Genomic DNA, 23,186 nt, shown 5'->3' on the forward strand with positions numbered 1-23,186 from the left:
CGGGCCCCGCCCCGAGCTTCTCGGGCCGGGCCGCGTCGGACTGCGGCACGGCTCGGGGCACCCACAAAGCCCCACGCGGTCCGCGGTAGCGTGCGGGGCGTCCCCCGTCCGCCCCGCCGCGCGGTGGGGCCGTCCCCTGGAGTCCCATGTCCCGCCTGTCCCGGTCGCGCGGTCCCGCCGCGTCCTCCCTCCTCGTCGGGGGGCGGGCCGTTCCGCTCGCCCTCGCAGCGCTGCTCGCCGGCGCCGCACCTGCGGCAGCCGACGTCGCACGCATGGCGGTGGACGAGCCGAACGACCCGCGGCAGCCCAGCACCGTGCGCATCACGGTGACGGACGGCGCAGGTGCGGAGCGGAGGCTCGGCCCGTTCACGACCGTGGAGGCGCCGAGCGGGCTCGTGGCGTCGCCGGACGGACGTCACCTCCTCGTGCTGCCCTCCGACGACGGAAACGGGGAGGGGCGGGCGTACGTGGTCGCCAGCGCCGGGGGTCCGCTGGTGCCGCTGACGATGCCCACGAACGTCGCGGCGGCGCCGCCCTACTCCGAGCTCTCGTGGACGCCCGACGGATCCGAGGTGATCATCGGCGACGCAGCACGGTCGACGCCTCGCCCGGACGACGCCGACGAGACGACGCTCACGTGGACGGCGCTGCGCTGTCCAGTCGCGTCGGCGGTCTGCGCCGAGCTCCCCGGGCCGGCCGGCAGCGCGGTGGGCGTGCCCGGCGGGGCGCTGGTCAGCTCCTCGCCCTTCTCGCTGTTCCCCGCTGAGTACCTCTTCGCCGGCATCAGCGACACGCCGAGGCCCGACTGGGTCCGTCCCGGCGGCGCCGACGGGCGCCTCGTCCGGAACCTGCACGGAGCGACCCGGGTGTCGGCGACGCACATCGAGGGGGTGGTGCCGCGCACCGTCGGCCGGTTCGTCGGCCGCGCGGCCGACGGCCTGCCCTACACGCTCGGGCTGACCGGGGGCCCGTCGGGAGCCCTCGCCCTCCGGTACACGCTGACCACCCGGGTGCGACGCCGCGCGGACGGACGGATCCGGCTGGCCCAGCGCGGCAGCGGCCCGCGGCTGCTCACCGTGGCCCCGAACGGGGAGGCACGTACGGGACCCGCGCCGCGCGTGCGGATCCCCCGGAGGGATCTCGACGGCACGGCTCGCAAGCGGATCCGTGGTGTTCCGCGGTGGCCGTTCGTGCCGAGGCTGGGCCGCTCGGACGGCGGCTGGGTCGGATTCGCCTTCGAGGATCCGGCGAGCCTCGCCCCGGACGGGGTGCTCGCGACGATGGGCGACGACGGCCGGCCCCGGGCCGTGCAGGTGGGCGGTCGTTCGGCGACGGCACGCAACCTCATCGAGGCGCTGCCCGATGCGGGGTCCTTCGACTACGCGTCCGAGTTCCGGGTCCTCGGCTACGAGCGGGCGAGCCGCAGCGCCGTCGTCCGCGTCGACTGGTCCTCAGGGGAGGGCCGCTCCCGCACCCGCCGCGTCGCGATGCGGGTGCCGCTCGACGGCGGCGGGACTCCGCGCACGATCCCGGGCGGGGCCGACGCGGCCTGGTGACGGGTGACGGCAGCGCCGACCGGGGCGCCGCTGCAACCCCGTCGCCACCCCGCAAAGACCTGCACTGTGACTGCGAGCACGCTAAGGTCGTAGCGCCACTGGTCGAACCCGGGCATCCATGAGCGGTTTGCCCCGCACATGGTGAAAACGCCCAGGTTCGAACATTGGCCGGTCTCGCTTCCCCCCGCGCGGCCGTCCCCCGAAGTTCAGGAGCAGAGATGCGTCGCAGGGAGTTCGTGCAGAGGACATCGGCCACGGCCGTGGGCGTGGGTGCGCTCGCGACCTGGCCCGGAGCGGCCCGCGCCACCCGCGGTCCCAAGCCGGGCCGCACGCCGGCCCCGCTGGCTTGGCCGCAGGCGACGAGCCAGGCCAAGCCGTGGACCCGCTGGTGGTGGCTCGGCAGCAACGTCGACGAGGCCGGCCTGAAGGCCAACCTCGGCGCGTACCGGGACGCCGGCATCGGCGGCGTCGAGATCCAGGCGATCTACGGTGCGAAGGGCGACGAGGCGAAGAACCGCCCGTTCCTCAGCCCGTCGTGGGTCGAGGCGGTCGACAGCGCCAGTCGGATCGCGAAGGACCTCGGCCTCGGCGTCGACATGACGACCGGCTCGGGCTGGCCCTTCGGCGGCCCGTGGGTCGCCGACGACGACAGCGCGGCGAAGGTGCTCACGGAGCGCTGGACGCTCGCCGCCGGCGGGCGCCTGGCCGAGCCCGTCCGGGTCAAGAACCCGCCGGCGAACAAGCCGATCCCGCCACTGGACCGCATCGTCGCCCGCGCCCCCGACGGCACCACCGTCGACCTGACCGACAAGGTCGGCGCCGACGGCACGCTCGACGCCGTCGCCCCCGAGGGCGGCTGGGAGCTGACCGCCGTCTTCGTCGGCCGCGTCCGCATGGCCGTCAAGCGCGCCGCGCCGGGCAGCGAGGGTCTCGTCATCGACTACATCAGCGAGCGCTCGCTGCCGAACTACCTCGCGCGGTTCGACCAGGCGCTCGGCAAGGGCTCGCACGGCCTGCGGTCGATGTTCCACGACTCCTACGAGGTCGGGGCCGCGAACTGGACCGACACGATGCTCGAGGACTTCCGGGAGCTCCGCGGCTACGACCTCGTGCCGTTCCTCCCCGAGGTCACGGGTCAGGGCGACGAGGAGACCCGCGCCCGCGTGCGCTCCGACGTGCGCGAGACGTTCGCCGACCTGCTGCTCACCCGCTTCACGAGCCGCTGGTCGGACTGGAACCACGAGCACGGCTGGCTCACGCGCAACCAGGCGCACGGCTCCCCGGCCAACCTGCTGGACCTCTACGCCCGCGTCGACATCCCGGAGACGGAGAGCTTCGGCCCCAGCGCGTTCCCGATCCCGGGGCTGCGCGCGGACCAGAACTACTCCACGGACGACTTCGGCCGGCCCGACCCGCTCGTGATGCGCTTCGCGTCCTCCGCCGCGCACGTGGAGGGCAAGCCGCTGGCGTCCTCCGAGAGCTGCACGTGGCTCGGCGAGCACTTCCACGTCTCGCTCGCGCAGATGAAGCCCGAGCTCGATCAGCTCTTCGCCGCCGGCATCAACCACGTGTTCTTCCACGGCACGACGTACTCGCCCCCGGGTGAGCCGTTCCCGGGGCTGAACTTCTACGCGTCGACGGACCTCAACCCGCAGAACCCGCTCTGGCGCGACCTGCCCGAGCTGACGGACTACGTCACCCGCGCCCAGTCGCTCCTGCAGGAGGGGACCCACGACAACGACGTGCTCGTGTACTTCCCGCAGCACGACCTGTGGCACACGGCGAAGGATCCGCTCGTCCCGCAGTTCACGGTCCACGGCGCCGAGGAGTGGCTGCACGAGCACCCGACGGGCTTCGGCGAGGTCACCGTCGGACTCGAGGCCAAGGGCTGGCAGTTCGACTACGTCTCCGACCGCATGCTCGAGGGCATCTCGGCCGGGCGGAACGGCGCGGTGCACACGAAGGGTGGCGACTACGCGACCGTGCTCGTCCCGGGGGCGAAGATCGTCCCGCTGGCCACGCTCCGGCGCCTGCGCGACCTCGCCGCGGGCGGCGCGACCGTGGTCTTCCGCGGCGGACTCCCCGAGGACGTCCCGGGCCTGGCCGACCTCGAGGCGCGCCGGAAGGAGCTCGCGGGCCTGCTCACCGAGATCCGCCGCTCCGAGCGCCGCACGCGGATCGGCACGGAGCACCGCATCGGCCGCGGCCGGTTCGTGGTGACGGGCGACGTCGACGCCGGGCTCGTCGAGGCCGGCGCGCGCCGCGAGGCCGCGGCCGACCTCGGCGTCCGCGTGCTGCGGCGCCGCCACGCGCAGGGCCGCCACCTGTTCGTCACGAACCTCGGCGCCCAGCCCGTCGACGGCTGGCTCCCGTTGGCCGACGACGCGCGCTCGGCCGCGATCCTCGATCCCTCCGACGGCGCCTCGGGCGTCGCGGACCTGCGCCGCCGCGGCGGCCGGACCGAGGTGCGCCTGCGCCTCGAGCCCGGCGACTCGCTGTTCGTGCGGACGTTCACGAGCCGCCGCGTCCACGGCCTGCGCTGGGCGCTGCCGCGCGACGCCGGCCGCGCCGTCGACCTGACCGGCCCGTGGGAGCTGCGGTTCCTCGACGGCGACGGCAAGCCGGGCGCGCCGCGGACGCTCCCGGAGCTCGTCTCGTGGACGGAGCTGGGCGCCGAGGCGGCCGCGTTCTCCGGGACGGCGCGCTACACGCTGCGGTTCCAGGCGCCGAAGGGTCGGGCGGACGAGTGGCTGCTCGAGCTCGGCGACGTGCGCGAGTCCGTGCGGGTGCGCCTGAACGGCCGCGAGCTGGAGACGGCGTGGCGGATCCCGTTCGAGGTCACGATCGAGGACGGGCTGCGCCGCGGCGAGAACGTGCTCGAGCTCGAGGTCACGAACCTCGCGGCCAACGCGGTCCGCGACCTCTCGCTCAAGGGCAAGGTCTGGGACCGCTTCTACATCGTGAACATCAACTACAAGCCGTTCGACCCGAAGACTTGGGGGCCGGAGCCCTCCGGCCTGCTCGGGCCCGTCCGGCTCGTGCCCCAGCGGGTCGACGGCCCGCCGCGGGCGTAGGGGCTACCCCGCGGGCGGTGGCGCGGCGTCCCTCGGGGGCGCCGCGCCCTCGCGGCCGGCGAGCCACCGCGCCAGGAGCGGCGCGGCGAGCAGCATCGCGAACAGCCGCAGCACCTGGACCGCCAGGACGAAGGTGGCGTCGACGTCGCTCGTGGCGGCGGCCGCCAGCACGGCGTAGAGGCCGCCCGGCGTGGTGGCGAGGTAGGCGTCGAGCGCGCCCACGCCCGTGAGCGGGACGAGCAGCAGACCCAGCCCGGCCGAGACCAGGATCAGCAGGGCGATCATGGCGAGCGTCGCGGGCAGGATCCGGGCGGCGTGGCGGAGGCTCGCCACGGTGAACCGCAGGCCGACGGAGAGCCCGATCGCCACGTAGGCGGCCTCGAGGACGGCCGGCGGAACCGGGGCCATGAGCGACACGTCGAGCAGCGCGAGCGTGGCGGCGACGAGCAGGGGGCCGAGCAGGGAGCCGGCCGGCAGGCGCACGAGCCGGGCCAGACCCGCCCCGACGACCACGCAGAGCACGAGGGCGACCGTCCCCTCGACCCAGCCGCCGGCCACCCCGTCCGCCACCGGGCGTCCGCCTCCGCCGCCCCCGGCGATCCCGGCGACGACGGGCGCGAGCACGACGATCACGAGCACCCGCAGGTACTGCATGACCGCGACGAGCCGCTCGTCCGCGCCGAGCTCGCGGCTGATCGCCACGATGCCCGAGGCGCCGCCGGCGACCATGCCGAACGAGGCCGTGGGCCGGTCCAGGCCGGTCAGCCGGCTCATCGCCAGTCCGGCGAGCACCGTGGCGCCCAGGGTGGCGAGGGTGACACCGACGATCGGCCCGGCGTTCTGCCCGATCTCCGTCAGCGTCGACGACTGCACGAGCACCCCGAGCGAGACGCCGAGCACGCCCTGGGCGAGGCGGGCGGCCGGGCCCGGCACGTCGAGGCCCCACGGGGTGCGCAGGGCGAAGACCAACCCGACGAACAGGCCGGCGAAGAGCGCGGGGGAGGGCACCCCGACCGCCGCGCCCCCGAAACCCGCGACCGCCGTCGTCAGGAGGAGCAGACCCCAGCGGCGGGCGCCGGCGGCCTGGAGCGACGGTCGTTGCATCCACCAGGGAGTCTGGCACGGGGAGGCGGACGATCACCGCCGGATGCTTTAGGGTGGCCTACATGGCGCAGGCCCAGCTCTCCCCGGCCGCAGCCCGGGCACGCGACCGGCCGTTCCCCCTGCGGACGGGACGCATCGAGGTCCGGCACGTCGCCCGCCCGACGCCGAACGTCGCCCGCATCGTCTTCAGCGGCGAGGATCTGCGCGACCTGCCCGACGAGGAGCCGGGCGAGATCATCACGCTGATCTGGCCGGCCGAGGGCCGCGACGAGCCCGTGCTGCCCGCCGCCGGCTGGAAGTTCCCCGATGGCTGCCCGGAGCAGCACTGCCGCAACTACACCGTGCGGTCCTACGACCGCTCGCGTCCCGAGCTGACGATCGACTTCGTGCTCCACGGCGACCACGGCGCGGCGTCGCGCTGGGCCACCGCCGCCCGGCCCGGGCAGGTGCTCGGCTTCGCCGGCCCGCGAATCCACTTCATCACGGAGCCCGACGCGGACTGGACGCTGCTGGCGGGCGACGAGACCGCGCTGCCCGCGATCAGCGCCACCCTCGAGCGGCTGCCCGCCGGCCACCCGACCCGCGTGTTCGTGGAGGTGGCCGACGCGAGCTGCCACACGACCCTGTGGTCGGCCGCGGACCTGACGCTGGAGTGGATCCACCGCGACGGCGAGGCCCCGGGGCGTTGCACGCGCCTGGAGGAGGCCGTGCGCGCCGCCGAGCTGCCCGAGGGCCAGGGCAAGGTCTGGGTGGCGGGGGAGTCGCTCGTGGTCCGGCGGCTGCGCGAGCACCTCAAGGGCGAGCGCGGCCTGACGATCGGCCCGCTGCAGGCGATCGGCTACTGGAAGCACCGGGACACCCCGGCCGACGTCGAGTAGGCGTGGGCGTCGCCACCACCACCCGCGCGCCGGTCCCCGAGTCGCCGGCCGCTCCGGCCGCCGCCGCTCGCCCACGGTCGATCCGGGCGGTCGGGCTGCTGGTGGCGCTGGCCGTCCTCGGGCTCGTCGTCCTCCTGAGCATCAGCATCGGCTCGCGGCAGATCCCGCTGGATCGCGTGTGGGACCTCGTCCTGCACCCCGACGGCTCGGACGACGCGATCGTCGTGCGCGAGCTGCGGGTGCCGCGGACCCTGCTGGGGCTCCTCGTCGGCGCGGCCCTCGGGCTCGCCGGTGCGCTCATGCAGGCGCTGACCCGCAACCCGCTGGCCGACCCGGGCATCCTCGGGATCAACGCGGGCGCCGCCGCGGCCGTCGTCGTCGTGATGGCGCTGACGGGCGGCGTGGGGCCGCAGATCCAGGTCTGGGTCGCGTTCGTCGGCGCCGGCCTGGCCACGCTGCTCGTCTACGGGGTGGCCGCGCGCGGCAGCTCCGGCGCCACACCCGTCCGCCTGGCGCTGGCCGGGATCGCCCTGACGTTCGCGCTGTACTCCGTGGTGCAGGGCATCACCACGCTGCAGCCCAAGGTCTTCGACCAGTACCGCTACTGGGCCGTCGGCTCCCTCGGCGGCCACGACGCCGACGTCGTCGGCCAGGTCGCCCCGTTCGTGCTCGTCGGTGTCCTCCTGGCCCTCGTGCTGGCGCGGCCACTGAACGCGCTGGCCCTCGGCGACGACGTCAGCCGCGCGCTCGGCGCCAAGGTCGCCCGCACCCGGTTCCTCGGCGCGCTCGCCATCACGCTGCTGTGCGGCGCGAGCGTGGCCGCGGCGGGGCCGATCGGGTTCGTCGGCCTGACCGTCCCGCACGTCGCCCGGGCGATCACGGGTCCCGACCAGCGGTGGGTGCTGCCGTACTCCATCGTGCTCGCGCCGATCCTGCTGCTCGTGGCGGACATCGTCGGCCGCATCGTCACGCGGCCGGGTGAGCTGCAGGTGGCCATCGTCACCGCCGTCCTCGGCGCCCCCGTGTTCATCGCGATCGTGCGCCGCCGGCGCATCGCCCAGCTGTGAGCGCCGCGCCCCCCGTCGCCTCGCCGCCCCGCGGCCCCTCCTCGCCGGTCCGGCCGCCGCGGTCCGCGGATCCGGTGCGCCCGGACGGCCTGGGCCGGACCGTGCGGCTGCCGGGCGGCATCAGCTTCCGCGTCGAGCCCCGGGCGATCGGCGTCGCCGGCGTCCTCGTCGGCCTGCTGCTCGTCCTGCTGGTGCTCGCGGTCGGCACGGGCGAGTACTCCATCCCGCCGGGCGACGTGGTCGCGACGCTCCTGGGCGGGGGCGACGCGGGTACGCAGTTCGTCGTCGAGACGCTGCGGTTGCCACGTGCGATCACCGCGATCCTCGTCGGCGCCGCCCTCGGCGCGGCGGGGGCGATCTTCCAGAGCATCACCCGCAACCCCCTGGGCAGCCCGGACGTCATCGGCTTCACCGCCGGCGCGTCCGCGGGCGCGCTGACCGTGATCGTCCTCTTCGGTGGCGGTGCGGCGGCGGTGGCGGGCGGCGCGCTCGGCGGGGGCGTCGTCACGGCGGTCCTCGTCTACCTGCTGGCGTTCCGCGGCGGCGAGGGCGTCCAGGGCTACCGCCTCGTGCTGGTGGGCATCGGCCTGTCCTTCGTGCTCTTCGCGGTGCGCGACTACCTGCTCACGCACGCCAAGCTCGAGCAGGCGACGGTCGCCAACGTCTGGATCACGGGCAGCCTGAACGGCCGGGGATGGGAGCACGTCGTGCCCGTCGGCCTGGCGCTCGCGCTGCTGCTGCCGCTGGCCGCCCTGATGAGCCGCGAGCTGCGGATGATGGAGATGGGCGACGACGCCGCGGTGGCGCTCGGCGTCCCCGTGGCGCGTGCCCGCGGGGGGCTCCTGGCGATCGGCGTCGCGCTGACGGCGGTCGCGACCGCGTCCGCGGGGCCCGTGCTGTTCGTGGCGCTCGCCGCCCCGCAGATCGGCCGGCGGCTGACCCGGGCGACGGGGCCGGGCGTCGGCAGCGCCGCGCTGACCGGGGCGGTGCTGCTCATCGGCGGCGACTTCGCGGCCCAGCGCGTCTTCGCCGACAGCCAGCTGCCCGTCGGCGTCGTCACGGGCGTCGCGGGCGGGGCGTACCTGATCTGGCTGCTGTACCACGAGTGGAGGGACGGACGAGCATGAAGCACACCGACCACGACCGGCAGGACGGCGGTCCGCGGCTGCACGGCGACGGCCTGACGCTCGGCTACGACGAGCGCCAGGTCGCCCAGGACCTCTCCGTCGCCATCCCGGACGGCTCGTTCACGGTCGTCGTGGGCCCGAACGCCTGCGGCAAGTCGACGCTGCTGCGCGCTCTGGCCCGCATGCTCAAGCCGAGTGCCGGGCAGGTCGTCCTCGACGGCCGCCAGATCACCGAGCTGCCGTCGAAGGAGGTCGCGCGCCGGCTCGGGCTGCTGCCGCAGAGCTCCATCGCCCCGGACGCGATCACCGTCGCCGACCTCGTGGCGCGCGGCCGCTACCCGCACCAGGGGCTGCTGCGCCAGTGGTCCCGCGAGGACGAGCGCGCCGTCGCCGCCGCGATGGAGGCCACGAGCGTCACCGACCTCGCCTCCCGTGCCGTCGACGAGCTCTCCGGCGGTCAACGCCAGCGCGTGTGGCTCGCCATGGTCCTGGCGCAGGAGACGTCGATCGTGCTGCTCGACGAGCCGACGACGTTCCTCGACATCGCGCACCAGATCGAGGTCCTCGACCTCTGCGCCGACCTGCACCGCGACCAGGGCCGCACGATGGTGGCGGTCCTCCACGACCTCAACCACGCCTGCCGCTACGCGACCCACCTCGTCGCGATGCGGGGCGGCGAGGTCGTCGCCGAGGGCGACCCGGCGCAGATCGTCGACGCCGAGCTCGTCGAGCGCGTCTTCGGCCTGCGCTGCCGCGTGATCCCGGATCCCGAGACGGGGACGCCGCTCGTGGTGCCCGCGGCGCGGCGGCGGGTGGCGGCCGAGCCGCTGCCGGTTGCCGCACCCGGCGTGGCGTAGGGCCGCCGGCGCGGGGCCGCCCGGGCCGGAAAGCGCCTTCGTCGGAGGGCTTCGGCCCCTCGAGTTCGGTGGCCCTACCAAGGGTGCCGTCGTCCGTTAGGGTGCCCTCCGTCTTCGTTCCCCGGGTCGTCCCCGGGGTCGACCCCCGAAACCGAGGTCCTCCGTGTCGCTCCCACTTCGCCTGCTCCGTGCACGCACTGCGCTGCTCGTGGCGCTCCTGCTCACCGCCTGCCTGGCCCTCGCGGCCTGCGGCTCCGACGACGAGTCCTCCGACGCGGCCGCGCCGAGCGGCCGCGCATCGTCGTCCGCCTTCCCCGTCACCGTGACGGGAGGGGCCTTCGGCGACGCGACCGTGAAGGAGGCGCCGAAGCGCGTCGTCACGCTCGGCTGGAGCGACCAGGACGTCGTCGTCGCCCTCGGCGTCAAGCCCGTCGGCGTGTTCGACATCGGCCCGGACTTCCCCGAGGGCATCGGCCCGTGGGGCAAGGAGCAGCTCGGCGGCGAGAAGCCCGAGCTGCTGAGCATGGCCGACGGCATCCCGTTCGAGAAGGTCGCGTCGCTGCGGCCGGACCTCATCGTCGCCGTGCAGTCCGGCGTGACGCAGGCGGACTACGACAAGCTCGCGAAGATCGCCCCGACGGTCACCTACGCCAAGGGTCGCGGCGCCTACGTCTCGCCGTGGGACGAGCAGGCGGTGCGGATCGGCCAGGCGCTGGGCCAGGAGGCGAAGGCGAAGGAGCTCGTCGCGTCGACGAAGCAGGCCCTCGCCCAGGCCAAGACGGACCACCCGGACCTGCAGGGCAAGACGTTCTCCTACATGGCCCGCCAGGACGCCGACCAGGTCGGCCTGTACCTGCCGAACGACCTGCGCGTGAAGTTCCTGACCGACCTGGGCATGAAGCTCTCGCCGGGCCAGGTCGCCGCCACGAAGGGCGTGACGGACAACTTCTTCGTCGACGTGAGCTACGAGCGCCTCGGCACCCTCGACGCCGACGCCCTCGTCGCGTGGTTCAACACGCCGAAGGACCGCGAGACGTTCACGGGCCGCTCCGTCTTCCAGAGCCTGCCGGTCGTGAAGAAGGGCGGCTTCGTCCCGCTCGACCTCGTGCAGGCGCAGGCGCAGGGCGCCCCGACGGTCCTCTCGATCCCGTGGGCGATCGACAACGTCGTGCCGCTCATCGAGCAGGGCCTGAAGGGCGAGGGCCCGAAGGAGTAGGGGCGCCGGGTCGCGCCTTGGCGCCGCCCGACGGGAGCCCGGGCGGGGTGCCCGTCCGGGACGATCCGGCCGGGCACCCGTGCCCGGCCGGGGCGCCGGCTAGAAGCCCGGCGGGTGGCGCGCGACGAAGCCGGCGGAGGAGCGCATCTCGCTCGTCCAGCGCGTGCCGCCGCCCCGCAGGTTCGACGTGTCGAAGCGCCGGCCGTCGACCACCATGTAGGCGTGCCCGGCGTTCGCGTAGATCGTGATCCGCTTGCCGGGCCCGGCCTCGCCCCAGCTCATGAAGCCGCCCGAGGCGAGCGGGCTGTCGAGCAGGCCGCCGGCCGCGAGCGCGTACGAGATCGAGCCGGAGCAGTCGTAGCCGCCGCTGGCGCTGCCGCCGTGGCCGCCGCCCCACACGTACGGGGTGGAGGCGATCTCGTTCGCCGCGGCGACGACCCGCCCGACGACGCCGCTCTGGTCGGACGCGGCGGGGGCGGAGCCCGAGCCGCCGCCCGAGTTCGAGCTCGAGCCGGACCCGGAGCCGCTCGAACCCGAGCCGCTCGAGGCGGCCACGCGCGGCGCGGCCCGGGTGGCCGTGGCGGCGGAGGCGGCCGCGCGGGCCGCTGCGGCCTGCTGGCGCTCGAGCCGGGCGATGCGGCTCTTCACGCGGCTCAGCTGTGCGGCGGTGCCGGCGCGGGCGGCGAGCTGCGCCTGCTTGCGGCGGAGGATGGCGTTGCGGACGACGTCGGCCTGGTCGCGGTCGGCGACGGCGTCCTTGGCCAGCGTGCGGTAGCGGCCGCGCATCTTCTCGAGGTCCTGCGCCTGGTCGGCGACGGCGTTCTTCGTGCGGCGCGTGTCGTCGAGGATGTGGCCGTTGTGCTCCGAGATGCGCTCGAGGAAGTCGACGCGCTCGAGCAGGTCGCTGAAGCCGTCCGAGGTGAGGACGACGGAGACGAGGTCGGGCCGGCCGGACTCGTAGGCGGTCGCGAGGTTCTTCGAGAGCACGCGCGTGGCGCGGTCGGCCTTGCGCTCGAGCTTCGTCAGGCGGGCGCGGGAGCGGACGAGCTCGTCCTGCGTGCGCTCGAGCTGGCCCGTGCGCAGCTGCACGCGGGAGTCGAGTGCGGCGAGGCGGCGCTCCGCGGACGCGAGGCCGGCGTTCGTGGCGGCGATCTTCGCGCTCTCGGCGGCGACCTTCTGCTTCAGCGACTGCGCGGCGGCGCGGTCCGACGCGACGTCGGCGACCCCTTGCGTCGGGGCTCCGGCGCCCGCCGCGAGGGCGGCCGCACCGGTGGCGGTCAGCGCAAGGGCGCGCAGCGTAGTTCGGCGTCGGGAAGTCGGCGGCATGGAACCTCGGGTTGTCGTGCGCGGGGGAGCGCTGCTCGCGCCGGGCGGCATGCGGCGGCGAGCGGAGTCGACCGACCGGGGTCGGGCGACAGGACGACGCTAGGGCAGCCGTACGGGTTCGCCAAGCGCCGGAGGGGTCCTGCAAGCGGACTTGCAGCGTCGTGCCCGGGTGCCGCGAGCCACGCCTTGGGACAATGGTCGCGATGACCGACGCCTCCAGCCCGACCACGACCACCGCCTTCGGCACGCCGGGCACCCCGGGTGCGGTCCGCCTGGTGCTGCTCGGCTCGGGCGAGCTGGGGCGTGAGGTCGCGATCGAGGCGATGCGGCTGGGGTGCGAGGTCGTCGCCGTCGACCGCTACGAGGGCGCCCCGGCGATGCAGGTCGCCCACCGCTCGCGCACCATCGCGATGACGGACCCGGACGCGCTGCGCGAGCTGCTGCGCGACGAGCGCGCTCGGCCCCACGCGCGGATGCTCGTGGTCCCCGAGATCGAGGCGATCGCCACCCCGGTGCTGGAGGAGCTCGAGGCGGAGGGCGTCCACGTCGTCCCCACCGCCCGCGCCGCGCGGTTGACGATGGACCGCGCCGGCATCCGCCGCCTGGCCGCGGAGGAGCTCGGCCTGCCGACCTCGCCCTACCGCTTCTGTTCCTCCGCCGAGGAGCTGCGCGCGGCGGTGCGTGAGCTCGGGTTCGCCGCGTCGCCCGACCGGTTCGTGCCCTGCGTCGTCAAGCCCGTCATGTCGTCGAGCGGCAAGGGTCAGTCCGTCGTCCGCAGCCCCGAGGACGCCGACGGCGCCTGGGCGTACGCGCAGGAGTCCGGACGCACGGGGGCCTCCGACGTGATCTGCGAGGGCTTCGTGGCCTTCGACTACGAGATCACGCTCCTGACCGTCCGCCACGCCGGCGGCACGGCGTTCTGCGCGCCGATCGGCCACACGCAGGAGGACGGCGACTACCGCGAGTCGTGGCAGCCCCAGCCGATGTCCGAGGCCGCGGCCGCGCGCGCCGAGGAGATCGCCCGCGCCGTCACGGACGGCCTCGGCGGCCACGGCCTGTTCGGCGTCGAGCTGTTCGTGCGCGGCGACGAGGTCCTGTTCTCCGAGGTCTCGCCCCGCCCGCACGACACGGGCATGGTCACGATGGCCAGCCAGCGGCTGTCGGAGTTCGCGCTCCACGTCCGGGCGATCCTGGGCCTGCCGGTGCCGACGGACGGCGCCGGCTACGTGCCGCTGCTCGGCCCGTCGGCGAGCGCGGTGGTGCTGGGCCACCGCGACCTCGACGCGCCCGCCTTCGCCGGCGTGGGCGACGCCCTGGCGGTCGACCCGAGCGTGGAGCTGCGCCTGTTCGGCAAGCCCGAGTCGCGCCCCGGGCGGCGCCTCGGCGTGGCGCTGGCGCGCGGGGCCGACGTGGCCGAGGCCCGCCGCCACGCGGTCGCGGCGGCGGAGGCCGTGCGGGTCGAGGGCTGAGGACCAGCGCCGGGCGCCGCGTCAGGCGGTCGCCGCGGGCGCCCGGATCCCGGGATCGCGCTCGAACTTCAGCGCCCGGGTGGGACACAGGGCGATCACGCGTTCGAGGTCGTCGATCGACGCGTTCTGCGGCCGGATCCACGGACGCCGCGCGGTGTCGAACACCGCGGGCAGGCCGCGGACGCACTCGCCGGCGTGGCGGCAGAGGGCGACCTCGTAGGTCACCGCCGCGCCGTCGCGCGTGTACCGGCGCACCCCGGCGGGCGGGGCCGCGGGCGCGTCGACGGGCGTGGGCTCCGTGGCTCGGGCGACGTCGGGCGACGGTGCCCGCTCGTCGGCCGGGGCGGTCGTCGGATCGACCGGGTCGCTCACTCGAACGCCTTGCGGATCCGCTCGTCGAGGAACGGCACGTACTCCGGGTGGCGGTGCACGTACTTCGCGACGAACGGGCAGATCGGCACGATCAGCTGCTCGCGGTCGCGCGCGTCGTCCAGCGCGCCCTTCACCAGGACGGTGCCCAGGCCCCGGCCCTCGAACTTCGGGTCCACCTCGGTGTGGGTGAACACGATCCGGCTGCCCGCGACCTCCTGGTACGCGGCGAAGCCGGCGAGCTCGCCGTCCTCGATCACCTCGTACCGGTGCTGGGCGGGATCGTTGCGTACCTCGGTCATGCGCTCCTCGCTCGCGGCGCGGGATGCGCCGTCTCCGGCCGAATCGTGGCAGACGCCCCGGAGGGGTCCGTGGGGGCGGGGCGGGTCGATCCCCCGGCCGTCGGGAGGGGAATCGACGGACCGGGTCACGACCTCGCGGACGGGGCCGGCGCCGGGCGCGCGGCGACCCGGCGCCCCGGGGTCGCGGCGGACGGCGCAGCGCCCCACGCTGACGTCGAGAGCGTCCGCAGGTACGCACCCCACGCGCGCGTGCTGATCGAGAACGGCGAGGCCGCCCCGAGGGCCGCGTCCAGCGTGCGGCGGTGCGGGATCAAGCGCCCCACGAGCCGCTGCAGCCGCAGGAGCCACCGGTACGCGGGGTGCTTCTGGGCGGAGAGGGACGCGTAGCGGCCCAGCGCCTGCTCGCGGGTCTGCCGGCCCTCGACGACGTGGCGCAGCTCGCGACCGAGCACGAGCCCGAAGTGGAACGCCGGCCGGATCCCCTCCGCCGTCAGCGGCAGGCAGTGGCCGGCGCTGTCGCCGACGAAGAAGACGCCGTCGCCCGTCGCCGGGCGCAAGCGGTGCGGGATCCAGTTGCCCTGGAACCCGTCCGTCGGGCGGCCGAGGTCGTCGGCCAGGCGGACCGTCGGCTCCTTCACGTGCTCGTGGGGGTCGAAGGACCCGACGCCGACCCGCACCTCGTCGCCGGCGGGGAACGACCAGGCGTACCCGTCGGGCACGTACCGCGGGTTCAGGTACAGCGCCAGCTCGCCCGACGTGCCCTCGGGGTGGACCTCGAGGCCCCGCGAGAGGTGGGCCTCGGGCGGCTGGATCGTCGCCTCGGACGCGGGCGCGAGCACCCGGCGCCAGCCGAGCGCGTCGACGACGAGGGGCGCGCGGATCGGCCCGCGGTCCGTCGTGACCTCGATCGGCTCTCCGGGCCGCGGCGCGGGGCCGCGGCTCTCGACCTTGGCCGTCTCGAACGTGAAGTCGCCCTGCGCGGCGAGCAGCTCGCACAGGTGGCGGTAGTCGAACGTGGCGAACGGCTCGGGGAGCGCCCACGAGAACGTCCGCGTGGCGGTGTGGGCGACGATCCGGCGGAACGTCTGGCGCACGGCGTCCGTCAGGTCCAGCAGCTCGAGCCAGGGCAGCGGCACCGCGCACGCCGACGTCTGCCGCTCGCCGATCTCGTAGCGGTCGACGACCACGACGCGCGGCCGCGACGGCGACCCGGCGAGCCCCCGCGCCACCGTCAGCCCGGCGAAGCTCGCGCCGCAGATCAACACGTCGCAGTCGAGGTCCAGCGGCGTCCGCTCGTCGCCGCGCTTCGTCGCTCGGGTCGGCATCGGCCGCGGATCGTAGCGGCGGGGGTGGAGGCGGCGGGGACGGGGCGCGGCGTACCATCACGTGTCCCGGTGGACGCCCCCGGGTGCTCGCCCGACCCGCGGCCCCTGCACCCCACCCGCCGCGCTATTCTCCCCGGTTCATGTCCACCACCGAGATCCCCGCGGCGAACGTGGTTGAAGGCTCTGACGGCCTCCTCCTCGAAGTCGACGGGAAAATTGTCCCCAACTACGACGCCACCTTCCCCGGCTTTGCCGAAGGTGACGTAATCACCGGACGTGTTGTCCGCATCGACCCGGACGAGGTCTGGGTCGACGTCGGCTACAAGTCCGAAGGCGTGATCCCGCAGCAGGAGCTGTCGATCCGCAGGAACGCCGACCCGTACGACGAGGTCGAGCTGGGCGAGGAAGTCGAAGTCCTCGTCATGATCAAGGAGGACGACGAGGGTCGCCTCAAGGTCAGCCGCAAGCAGGCCCGCTACGAGCGCGCGTGGAAGCGCATCGAGGCGGCGCAGGAGACGGGCGAGCCCGTCGAGGGCACGGTCATCGAGGTCGTCAAGGGCGGCCTCATCATCGACCTGGGCGTCCGTGGCTTCCTGCCGGCCTCCCTGGTCGACATCCGCCGCGTCCCGAACCTCGACGAGTACCTGCACACGATCATCGAGTGCAAGGTCATCGAGCTCAACCGCCAGCGCAACAACGTGGTGCTGTCGCGCCGCGCCGTGCTGGAAGAGGAGCGCAAGGAGCAGCGCCAGGCCATCCTGGACGTCCTGCAGCCCGGCGTCGTGGTCGAGGGTCAGATCTCGAACATCGTCGACTTCGGCGCGTTCGTCGACCTCAACGGCATCGACGGCCTCATCCACATCAGCGAGCTGTCGTGGACGCACGTCAACCACCCGAGCGAGGTCGTCTCGATCGGTGACGTCGTGCAGGTCAAGGTGCTCGACATCGACCGCGACCGCCAGCGCATCTCCCTGGGTCTCAAGCAGACGCAGGAGGACCCGTGGCAGCGGGTCGTCGACACGTACAACGTGGGCGACGAGCTCGAGGGCACGGTCACCAAGGTCGTCACCTTCGGTGCCTTCGTGGAGATCATGGAGGGCGTCGAGGGCCTGGTCCACATCTCGGAGCTGGCCTCGCACCACGTCGAGTCCCCGCGCGAGGTCGTGCACCCGGGCGACGACGTCAAGGTCAAGATCCTCGAGATCGACGACGATCGCCGCCGCCTCTCGCTGTCGGTGAAGCGCGTCGAGGGTCAGGTCCTGCCGCGTCGCGAGGCGTCTGCGGACTCCGGCGACGAGCTCGCGCACACCTCCGGTGGCGACGAGACGGCCTACACCTCGGCCGACGAGGGCTTCAGCCAGGCCCCGGCGCCGCTCGAGGACGAGGTCGACGAGACCGCGTCCCCGGACGACTCCGCCGTCCCGGACGAGTCGGCTGACGCCCCGGCCGCCGAGGGCGACGAGGCCCCGGCTGCCGAGGCCGATGACGCCCCGGCTGCCGAGGCTGATGACGCCCCGGCTGCCGAGGCTGATGACGCCCCGGCCGCCGAGGCCGACGAGGCCCCCGCAGCCGAGGCCGACGACGCCCCGGCCGCCACGGACGAGGACGGTCAGGCCGACGCCTGATCCGTCTCCGGGCGCCCTGCGCGCCCGGTCCGAGCACCGTTCCACGGCCCGCCATTCGGCGGGCCGTGGTCGTTCCGGGGCGGATCACGCGTCGGATCGCGACGCGAAGGAGCCTGCCGCGCGGCGGGCGTCCGAATCCGCCCGCGCGTGATGCACCACCCGCGCGCTCTGCTGCGAACCGGGCGCCGGGTCGACCGTCGGCGGGGTCGGGTACCGTCTGGGTCGATGCCTGTTCCGTTCGTAGGGCTGACCGGTGGCCTGGCCGCCGGCAAGTCGACCGCCCTCGCCGCCCTGTCGCGGCTCGGTGCTCGCACGCTCTCCACGGACGCCGTCGTCCACGAGCTGTACACGGGGGACGAGCTGCGGGACCTCGTCGTGGCCCGGTGGGGCGCGGAGGTCGCTCCGGGGGGTGTGGTCGACCGCGCGGTCGTGGCGAAGCACGCCTTCGCCGACCCCGAGGAGCGCAAGTGGCTCGAGGGCACCGTCTGGCCTCGCGTGGGCGCCGCGGTGATCGCCTTCCGCCAGGCGGCCGACGCGGCCGACCCGATCCCGCCGGCGGCGGTCGTCGAGACCCCGCTGCTGTTCGAGGCGGGTCTCGAGGCGGGCTACGACGCGACGATCGCCGTCGTGGCGCCCGAGACGCTGCGGCAGGGCCGGGCCGAGGAGCGCGGCCACCACGGCGTCGACGCGCGCAACTCGCGGCACCTCTCCCAGGAGGAGAAGTCCGCGCGGGCCACCTACACCGTCGTCAACGACGGCACGATCGACCAGCTCGAGGAGCGGCTCGCCGGCGTCCTCGACGACCTCGCCCGCCGCCCCTCGTGAGCTCCGGTCCCTCTCGTCCGCCGCGGCCGGCGTCGGCCCGCGGCGGCGGCCGTGCGCCCTCGGGGCCCCGCCGGCCCGCCAGCGGCTCCCGGGGCGGCGGCGCCCGGCGGCCCGCTCGGGGCCCCGACCGGTCGACCGGCCTGCGTCGACTGGCGGTGCTCGTCCTCGTCGTCGTAGGGATCGGGGCGTTGGCCTACGCCGTGGGTCGGCCCCACGTGGAACACGCGGTCGACGAGATCGCGCTGCCCCTGCGGCACGAGGACATCATCCGGCAGCAGGCCCGGGAGAAGGGGCTCGACCCGGCGCTCGTGGCGGGCGTCATCTACGCCGAGTCGCGGTTCCGCGACAACCAGGAGTCCTCCGCCGGGGCGATGGGGCTCATGCAGGTCACGCCCGACACCGCGCGCGACATCGCCCGCGAGTCCGGCGCGAACGCGTTCCAGATCGGCGATCTGCACACCGCCGACGTGAACATCCGCTACGGCACGTGGCGGCTGCGCGACATGCTGCAGCGCTTCGACGGCAACGTCTTCCTCGCCGTGGCCGGCTACAACGCCGGGCCCGAGAACGCCAAGCGGTGGCGCGCCTCGGCCGCGGCCGAGGGCAAGCGGGTCACGCTCTCCACGATCACCTTCCCGGAGACCCGGCACTACGTCGAGAAGGTCCTTGCGGCCCGCGAGGACTACCGCCGCGCCTACCCGCGGGAGCTCGGGCTGTGAGCCTCCCGACGCGGGAGCGCGGCCGGTGAGCCGCGGCCCGGGACAGCGGCCCGCGGGGGACGCGACGCGGGGCGACGCTGCGGTCCGGCCGGCCTTCGGCGGCGCGCGGGTCGAGCGGATCGCGCCCGTCGACGCGGCGCTGCGGGCCCGTCTGCTCCGGATCTGGACCGACGTGAGCAACACCGGTGGCTGGGTGGGCTTCGTGCCGCCCGTCGCTCAGGAGGACGTCGCGCCGGCGCTCGACGCGGCGCTCCGCCGGGTCCACGAGGGGCGCGACTGGCTCGTGGTGGTCCGCGCCGCGGCGGCGCCCGGCGGCGGACCGCCCCCGGCGTGGCCTGACGACGTCGCCGGCTTCGCGTTCGTCGCGACGAACGACCGTCTGCTCTCGGAGCACTGGCGGTGGGTGCTGCGGGTGCAGGTCCACCCCGACCACCAGGGCGCGCGGCTCGGCGCCGTCCTCCTGGACGGGATCGGCGACATGGCCGAGGATGCCGGCCTCGAGATGCTGCACCTGACGGTCCGCGGGGGAGAGGGGCTCGAGTCCTTCTACGGCCGCGCGGGCTACCACGAGGTCGCGCGGATCCCCGGGGCGATCCGGGTGGCGCCGGGCGACGACCGCGACCAGGTCGTGCTCGTCTGCCGGCTCTCCGAGCGCGGGTCCCCCCGCCCGTCCTAGCCGGGCGCCGGGCCCGGTCCGGTGTCGCTCAGGCGGCGTCGGGTGGGCGCTGTGCCGTCACCAGGCGGTGCGGCGGCATCACGGACCACCAGCGGCCCGAGCGCTCCACGACGGTGAACCCGGCCTCGGCCAGGCTGCGTGCGAGGGCGGCGGTGCCGAAGGGCTCGAGCAGCGCGACGCGGCCGCCGGGGCGGACGACGCGCGCGAGCTCGGCGACGGCCTCCGCCCGCGCGGCGCCCGAGGGCAGCAGCGACAGGGTGTCGCGCGACACCGCGAGGTCGACGGCGTCGTCGCCGAGGGGCAGCTCGCGGACGGACCCGGTGAGGACGGTCACGCCCTTCACGCCGGCGAGGGTGAGGGTGCGCTTGGCGATCGCGCGGCCCGTCGGCAGGAGTTGGTGCTCGACCCACGCGTCGACCCCCGTCACGTGCCCGCGGGGCAGGCGCACGGCGAGTCCGGCGCAGAGCAGGCCGTTGCCGCAGCCCAGGTCGAGCGCCTGCTCGTCGCCCCGCAGGTCGAGGCCGTCCAGCAGGCGATCGGCGGCCTGCACCTTCTTCGACGCCGAGGTGCGGAAGAGCCCGGCCGCGACGATGAACGTCACCAGGCACGAGAGCAGCAGGACGAGCACCAGGAGGCCGCGGGGGCCGTAGAGGGCGCCGGGGAGGATCGCGACGATCAGGGTGGCGACGCCGAGCGCCATGCCGAGCCCGGCCGCGCCGCGGGCCTGCCGCGGCCGGTCCAGGCCGTAGGGGAAGTTCGGATCGATCTCGACGGCCATCGCGGGCGACCAAGGGTACGGCGGCGGGGCCCGGGACGCCCGCGCGCCCGTGCTCAGCCGGCGCGGCCCTCGAGCTCTGCGATCCGACGCTGCAGGGCGTCGACCCGCTCCATGAGCTCGACCTCGGACGGCTCGTGCACGAGCTCGAGCTTGATGCCGTCGGGGTCGTGGAAGAAGCAGGCGTAGTAGCCGGGGCCGTAGGGCCATTCCTGGGGCATGTTCTCGACCGTCGCGTCGCTCTCGAGCAGCCAGGCGGCGACCTCGTCGACGACGGCACGGCTCGGGGCGCGGAACGCGAGGTGGTGCAGGCCCACGGCGTAGCGGTCGTAGGGCACCGGGTGGGCGTCGGACTGCGCCTGGCGCAGGCTCACGGACCCCGTCCGGCGCTCCGTCCCGAGGTACACGACCCGCTCGCCGCGCTCCCCGACGATCTCGCTCTGCCGGGTGTAGCCCAGCGGGCGCAGGAGGGCCCGGTAGAAGCCCAGGGAGCGCTCGAGGTCGGTGACGACGAGGTCCAGGTGGTCGATCGTGGCCATGGCCCGAGCGTATCCCGAACACCCCGCGGACACGGGTCGTCCGCGTTCGAACGCGTGTTCGTCGGGCGGGGTTCGGGTCGCGGTACGCTGGACGACGATGCCTGCGTTCAAGCTCGCCCCCGGATGGACGCCGAAGGCCGACCAGCCCAAGGCGATCGACGCGATCGTGAAGAGCGTCGAGTCCGGCTCACCGTTCACCACCCTGCTCGGCGCCACCGGCACCGGCAAGACCATGACGATGGCCTCGACGATCGAGCGCCTCCAGCGGCCCGCGCTCGTCATGGCGCACAACAAGACCCTGGCCGCGCAGCTCTGCAACGAGTTCCGCACGTTCTTCCCGCAGAACGCCGTCGAGTACTTCGTCTCGTACTACGACTACTACCAGCCCGAGGCGTACGTCCCGTCGAAGGACCTCTACATCGAGAAGGACTCGGCGATCAACGAGGAGATCGACCGGCTGCGCCACGCCGCGACCGCCGCGCTCTTCGCCCGCCGCGACGTCGTCATCGTCGCGTCCGTCTCCGCGATCTACGGTCTCGGCTCGCCGGACACGTACGACCGCAACCTCATCGTGCTCAAGCGCGGCGACACGATCGACCGCGACGAGCTCCTGGCCAAGCTCGTCCACATCCAGTACCAGCGCAACGACACGGCGCTCGCCCGCGGCACGTTCCGCGCCCGCGGCGAGACGATCGAGATCTTCCCGGCCTACGCCGAGACCGCGTTCCGCGTGACGCTGTTCGGCGACGAGGTCGAGCGCCTGCAGCACCTCGACACGCTAACGGGCGAGCTGCTCGAGGACGACCTGGAGCACGTCGCGATTTGGCCCGCGTCCCACTACACGACGCCCGAGGGCCAGATGGAGCGGGTCGTCGACGAGATCGGCCGCGAGCTCGAGGACCGCGTGAAGGTCCTCGAGTCCGAGGGCAAGGAGCTCGAGAGCCACCGCCTGCAGCAGCGCACCCGCTACGACATGGAGATGCTGCGGGAGATGGGCTTCTGCAACGGCATCGAGAACTACTCCCAGATCACGGACGGCCGCAAGCCCGGCGAGCGCCCCTACTGCCTGCTGGACTACTTCCCGGACGACTTCGTCTGCTTCCTGGACGAGTCGCACCAGACCGTGCCGCAGATCGGCGGCATGTACGAGGGGGACCGCTCCCGCAAGCAGACGCTGGTCGACTACGGCTTCCGGCTGCCGAGCGCCATGGGCAACCGCCCGCAGACGTTCGACGAGTTCCTCTCGATCACCCCCCAGATGGTGCTCGTGTCGGCCACCCCGGGCAAGTTCGAGGAGGCGCGGTCCAAGACGATCGTCGAGCAGATCGTGCGCCCGACGGGCATCGTCGACCCGGAGATCGAGGTGCGCCCGTCCATGGGGCAGGCCGACGACCTCATGAACGAGATCCGCAAGCGCGTCGACCGCGACGAGCGGACGCTGGTCACCACGCTGACGAAGAAGATGGCGGAGGACCTGACGACGTACCTGCTCGAGAACGGGTTCAAGGTCCGCTACCTGCACTCCGACGTCGACACGCTCGAGCGGATCCAGATCATCCGCGAGCTGCGCCTGGGCGAGTTCGACGCGCTCGTCGGCGTCAACCTGCTGCGCGAGGGCCTCGACCTGCCCGAGGTCACGCTCGTCGCGATCCTCGACGCCGACAAGGAGGGCTTCCTCCGCGGCTCCACAGCCCTGATCCAGACGATCGGCCGCGCCGCCCGCAACACGGAGGGCCGCGTCGTGATGTACGCGGACAAGCACTCGGATGCGATGAAGCACGCGATCTCGGAGACGAACCGCCGCCGCGAGATCCAGCTCGCCTACAACGAGGAGCACGGCATCACGCCGACGACGATCGCCAAGGGCGTCTCCGACATCGGCGAGTTCCTGCAGGGCGAGTCCAAGCTGCCGAAGGGCAAGCGCCGCCGCAAGAAGGCGGAGGAGACCGACAAGCTCACCACGGAGGAGCTGAACAAGCGGTTCATCGCGCTGGAGGAGGAGATGCTCGCCGCGGCCGAGGACCTGCGCTTCGAGCACGCCGCCGCCCTGCGCGACGAGCTGCGCGAGCTGCGCCAGGAGATCGAGCGCCGCGACGTCGCCGCGGGCACGCCGGCGCCGGTGGACGGCGCGCCGGCCGACTAGGACTCTCGGCCCGCGCGGCCACCCGGTGACCATCCCGTGAAGCCTCTTGGCGCGCGGGGCCGGTCGGCGTACGGTCCATGGACTGGGCGCCGCCCGGCCACGATGCGCGTCGCGTCGTCCGCGCGCCGCGCCCGGCCCCCACCCGCCTCAGCCGCCGACGAGCCCGTCTTTCAGAACTCCTTCGGTTTCCGTCAGGCCGGCCCAACGCGGCGCC

Annotated in this window: 20 protein-coding genes; 13 read left to right on the top strand and 7 right to left on the bottom strand. The window is 74.3% G+C overall.

What is annotated here, in order from left to right; all coding sequences use genetic code 11:
• The first annotated feature begins 146 nt into the window (after positions 1 to 146).
• Both F593_RS0105995 and F593_RS0106000 read left to right on the top strand, forming a co-directional pair.
• Positions 147 to 1,556 carry a hypothetical protein gene (locus F593_RS0105995; RefSeq protein ID WP_022927852.1) on the top strand — a complete coding sequence of 470 codons (1,410 nt, stop codon included), beginning with the start codon at positions 147 to 149 and terminating at the stop codon, positions 1,554 to 1,556.
• Between the two features lie 218 nt (positions 1,557 to 1,774).
• Positions 1,775 to 4,630 carry a glycosyl hydrolase gene (locus F593_RS0106000; protein WP_084629518.1) on the top strand — a complete coding sequence of 952 codons (2,856 nt, stop codon included), beginning with the start codon at positions 1,775 to 1,777 and terminating at the stop codon, positions 4,628 to 4,630.
• A gap of 3 nt (positions 4,631 to 4,633) precedes the next feature.
• On the opposite strand, the gene F593_RS0106005 is transcribed toward F593_RS0106000, so the two are convergent.
• Positions 4,634 to 5,734, bottom strand: a complete 1,101-nt coding sequence (locus F593_RS0106005) for an AbrB family transcriptional regulator (protein WP_022927854.1) — start codon at positions 5,732 to 5,734, stop codon at positions 4,634 to 4,636.
• Between the two features lie 62 nt (positions 5,735 to 5,796).
• Here F593_RS0106005 and F593_RS0106010 point away from each other — a divergent pair, with 62 nt between their 5' ends.
• The 5 genes from F593_RS0106010 to F593_RS22815 all read left to right on the top strand — a co-directional run bounded on the left by F593_RS0106010 (position 5,797) and on the right by F593_RS22815 (position 10,879).
• On the top strand, positions 5,797 to 6,612 hold the full coding sequence (locus F593_RS0106010; protein WP_022927855.1) for a siderophore-interacting protein: 816 nt from the start codon (positions 5,797 to 5,799) through the stop codon (positions 6,610 to 6,612).
• Between the two features lie 2 nt (positions 6,613 to 6,614).
• On the top strand, positions 6,615 to 7,679 hold the full coding sequence (locus F593_RS0106015) for a FecCD family ABC transporter permease (protein WP_022927856.1): 1,065 nt from the start codon (positions 6,615 to 6,617) through the stop codon (positions 7,677 to 7,679).
• Complete coding sequence (locus F593_RS0106020) at positions 7,676 to 8,806, top strand: FecCD family ABC transporter permease (protein ID WP_022927857.1); 1,131 nt, start codon at positions 7,676 to 7,678, stop codon at positions 8,804 to 8,806. Before F593_RS0106015 ends, F593_RS0106020 begins: the two co-directional genes overlap by 4 nt.
• Positions 8,803 to 9,663, top strand: coding sequence for an ABC transporter ATP-binding protein (locus tag F593_RS22810; protein WP_022927858.1), 861 nt, complete (start codon positions 8,803 to 8,805; stop codon positions 9,661 to 9,663). Before F593_RS0106020 ends, F593_RS22810 begins: the two co-directional genes overlap by 4 nt.
• Positions 9,664 to 9,826: 163 nt before the next feature.
• Positions 9,827 to 10,879, top strand: a complete 1,053-nt coding sequence (locus tag F593_RS22815; protein ID WP_084629521.1) for an iron-siderophore ABC transporter substrate-binding protein — start codon at positions 9,827 to 9,829, stop codon at positions 10,877 to 10,879.
• Positions 10,880 to 10,978: 99 nt separating this feature from the next.
• On the opposite strand, the gene F593_RS27880 is transcribed toward F593_RS22815, so the two are convergent.
• Positions 10,979 to 12,205: a coiled-coil domain-containing protein gene (locus F593_RS27880; protein ID WP_022927860.1), complete on the bottom strand. Its 1,227-nt coding sequence runs from the start codon at positions 12,203 to 12,205 to the stop codon at positions 10,979 to 10,981.
• 203 nt (positions 12,206 to 12,408) lie between these two features.
• Here F593_RS27880 and purT point away from each other — a divergent pair, with 203 nt between their 5' ends.
• A complete protein-coding gene (gene purT, locus F593_RS0106040) occupies positions 12,409 to 13,674 on the top strand; it encodes a formate-dependent phosphoribosylglycinamide formyltransferase (RefSeq protein WP_028721474.1) in 1,266 nt (421 codons plus the stop codon).
• 21 nt (positions 13,675 to 13,695) lie between these two features.
• On the opposite strand, the gene F593_RS22825 is transcribed toward purT, so the two are convergent.
• The 3 genes from F593_RS22825 to F593_RS22830 form a co-directional block, all read right to left on the bottom strand.
• Positions 13,696 to 14,046, bottom strand: a complete 351-nt coding sequence (locus F593_RS22825; RefSeq protein WP_022927862.1) for a (4Fe-4S)-binding protein — start codon at positions 14,044 to 14,046, stop codon at positions 13,696 to 13,698.
• Positions 14,043 to 14,345 carry a GNAT family N-acetyltransferase gene (locus tag F593_RS0106050; protein WP_028721475.1) on the bottom strand — a complete coding sequence of 101 codons (303 nt, stop codon included), beginning with the start codon at positions 14,343 to 14,345 and terminating at the stop codon, positions 14,043 to 14,045. Before F593_RS0106050 ends, F593_RS22825 begins: the two co-directional genes overlap by 4 nt.
• 125 nt (positions 14,346 to 14,470) lie before the next feature.
• Positions 14,471 to 15,670 carry an NAD(P)/FAD-dependent oxidoreductase gene (locus F593_RS22830; RefSeq protein WP_022927864.1) on the bottom strand — a complete coding sequence of 400 codons (1,200 nt, stop codon included), beginning with the start codon at positions 15,668 to 15,670 and terminating at the stop codon, positions 14,471 to 14,473.
• Between the two features lie 140 nt (positions 15,671 to 15,810).
• Between F593_RS22830 and rpsA the strand changes: the two genes are divergently transcribed.
• From rpsA to F593_RS22840, 4 genes are all read left to right on the top strand, one after another.
• Positions 15,811 to 17,295 carry a 30S ribosomal protein S1 gene (gene rpsA, locus F593_RS0106060; RefSeq protein WP_022927865.1) on the top strand — a complete coding sequence of 495 codons (1,485 nt, stop codon included), beginning with the start codon at positions 15,811 to 15,813 and terminating at the stop codon, positions 17,293 to 17,295.
• 225 nt (positions 17,296 to 17,520) lie between these two features.
• Positions 17,521 to 18,120 (top strand): dephospho-CoA kinase, encoded by a 600-nt coding sequence (gene coaE, locus F593_RS22835; RefSeq protein ID WP_022927866.1) that lies wholly within the window; start codon positions 17,521 to 17,523, stop codon positions 18,118 to 18,120.
• A 155-nt stretch (positions 18,121 to 18,275) separates the two neighbouring features.
• On the top strand, positions 18,276 to 18,839 hold the full coding sequence (locus tag F593_RS0106070) for a lytic transglycosylase domain-containing protein (RefSeq protein WP_022927867.1): 564 nt from the start codon (positions 18,276 to 18,278) through the stop codon (positions 18,837 to 18,839).
• Between the two features lie 25 nt (positions 18,840 to 18,864).
• Positions 18,865 to 19,515 carry a GNAT family N-acetyltransferase gene (locus F593_RS22840; protein WP_022927868.1) on the top strand — a complete coding sequence of 217 codons (651 nt, stop codon included), beginning with the start codon at positions 18,865 to 18,867 and terminating at the stop codon, positions 19,513 to 19,515.
• Between the two features lie 28 nt (positions 19,516 to 19,543).
• On the opposite strand, the gene F593_RS22845 is transcribed toward F593_RS22840, so the two are convergent.
• Both F593_RS22845 and F593_RS22850 read right to left on the bottom strand, forming a co-directional pair.
• A complete protein-coding gene (locus tag F593_RS22845) occupies positions 19,544 to 20,293 on the bottom strand; it encodes a class I SAM-dependent methyltransferase (RefSeq protein WP_022927869.1) in 750 nt (249 codons plus the stop codon).
• A 53-nt stretch (positions 20,294 to 20,346) separates the two neighbouring features.
• Positions 20,347 to 20,829, bottom strand: a complete 483-nt coding sequence (locus tag F593_RS22850) for a VOC family protein (RefSeq protein ID WP_022927870.1) — start codon at positions 20,827 to 20,829, stop codon at positions 20,347 to 20,349.
• Between the two features lie 97 nt (positions 20,830 to 20,926).
• Here F593_RS22850 and uvrB point away from each other — a divergent pair, with 97 nt between their 5' ends.
• The gene (uvrB, locus tag F593_RS22855; protein WP_022927871.1) at positions 20,927 to 22,972 is read left to right on the top strand and encodes an excinuclease ABC subunit UvrB; all 2,046 of its coding nucleotides are present in this window, start codon (positions 20,927 to 20,929) and stop codon (positions 22,970 to 22,972) included.
• Positions 22,973 to 23,186 lie beyond the last annotated feature (214 nt).

This window comes from Patulibacter americanus DSM 16676 (assembly GCF_000420025.1).
GTDB classification, from domain to species: domain Bacteria; phylum Actinomycetota; class Thermoleophilia; order Solirubrobacterales; family Solirubrobacteraceae; genus Patulibacter; species Patulibacter americanus.

Excerpts from the sequence above, each read along its gene's own strand:
- F593_RS0106000 (WP_084629518.1), top strand. The coding sequence starts at position 1,775 with ATGCGTCGCAGGGAGTTCGTGCAGAGGACATCGGCCACGGCCGTGGGC.
- F593_RS22810 (WP_022927858.1), top strand. The coding sequence starts at position 8,803 with ATGAAGCACACCGACCACGACCGGCAGGACGGCGGTCCGCGGCTGCAC.
- F593_RS0105995 (WP_022927852.1), top strand. The coding sequence starts at position 147 with ATGTCCCGCCTGTCCCGGTCGCGCGGTCCCGCCGCGTCCTCCCTCCTC.
- F593_RS0106005 (WP_022927854.1), bottom strand. The coding sequence starts at position 5,734 with ATGCAACGACCGTCGCTCCAGGCCGCCGGCGCCCGCCGCTGGGGTCTG.
- F593_RS22845 (WP_022927869.1), bottom strand. The coding sequence starts at position 20,293 with ATGGCCGTCGAGATCGATCCGAACTTCCCCTACGGCCTGGACCGGCCG.
- F593_RS0106050 (WP_028721475.1), bottom strand. The coding sequence starts at position 14,345 with ATGACCGAGGTACGCAACGATCCCGCCCAGCACCGGTACGAGGTGATC.
- F593_RS22830 (WP_022927864.1), bottom strand. The coding sequence starts at position 15,670 with ATGCCGACCCGAGCGACGAAGCGCGGCGACGAGCGGACGCCGCTGGAC.
- F593_RS0106010 (WP_022927855.1), top strand. The coding sequence starts at position 5,797 with ATGGCGCAGGCCCAGCTCTCCCCGGCCGCAGCCCGGGCACGCGACCGG.
- uvrB (WP_022927871.1), top strand. The coding sequence starts at position 20,927 with ATGCCTGCGTTCAAGCTCGCCCCCGGATGGACGCCGAAGGCCGACCAG.
- F593_RS27880 (WP_022927860.1), bottom strand. The coding sequence starts at position 12,205 with ATGCCGCCGACTTCCCGACGCCGAACTACGCTGCGCGCCCTTGCGCTG.
- rpsA (WP_022927865.1), top strand. The coding sequence starts at position 15,811 with ATGTCCACCACCGAGATCCCCGCGGCGAACGTGGTTGAAGGCTCTGAC.
- purT (WP_028721474.1), top strand. The coding sequence starts at position 12,409 with ATGACCGACGCCTCCAGCCCGACCACGACCACCGCCTTCGGCACGCCG.
- coaE (WP_022927866.1), top strand. The coding sequence starts at position 17,521 with ATGCCTGTTCCGTTCGTAGGGCTGACCGGTGGCCTGGCCGCCGGCAAG.
- F593_RS22850 (WP_022927870.1), bottom strand. The coding sequence starts at position 20,829 with ATGGCCACGATCGACCACCTGGACCTCGTCGTCACCGACCTCGAGCGC.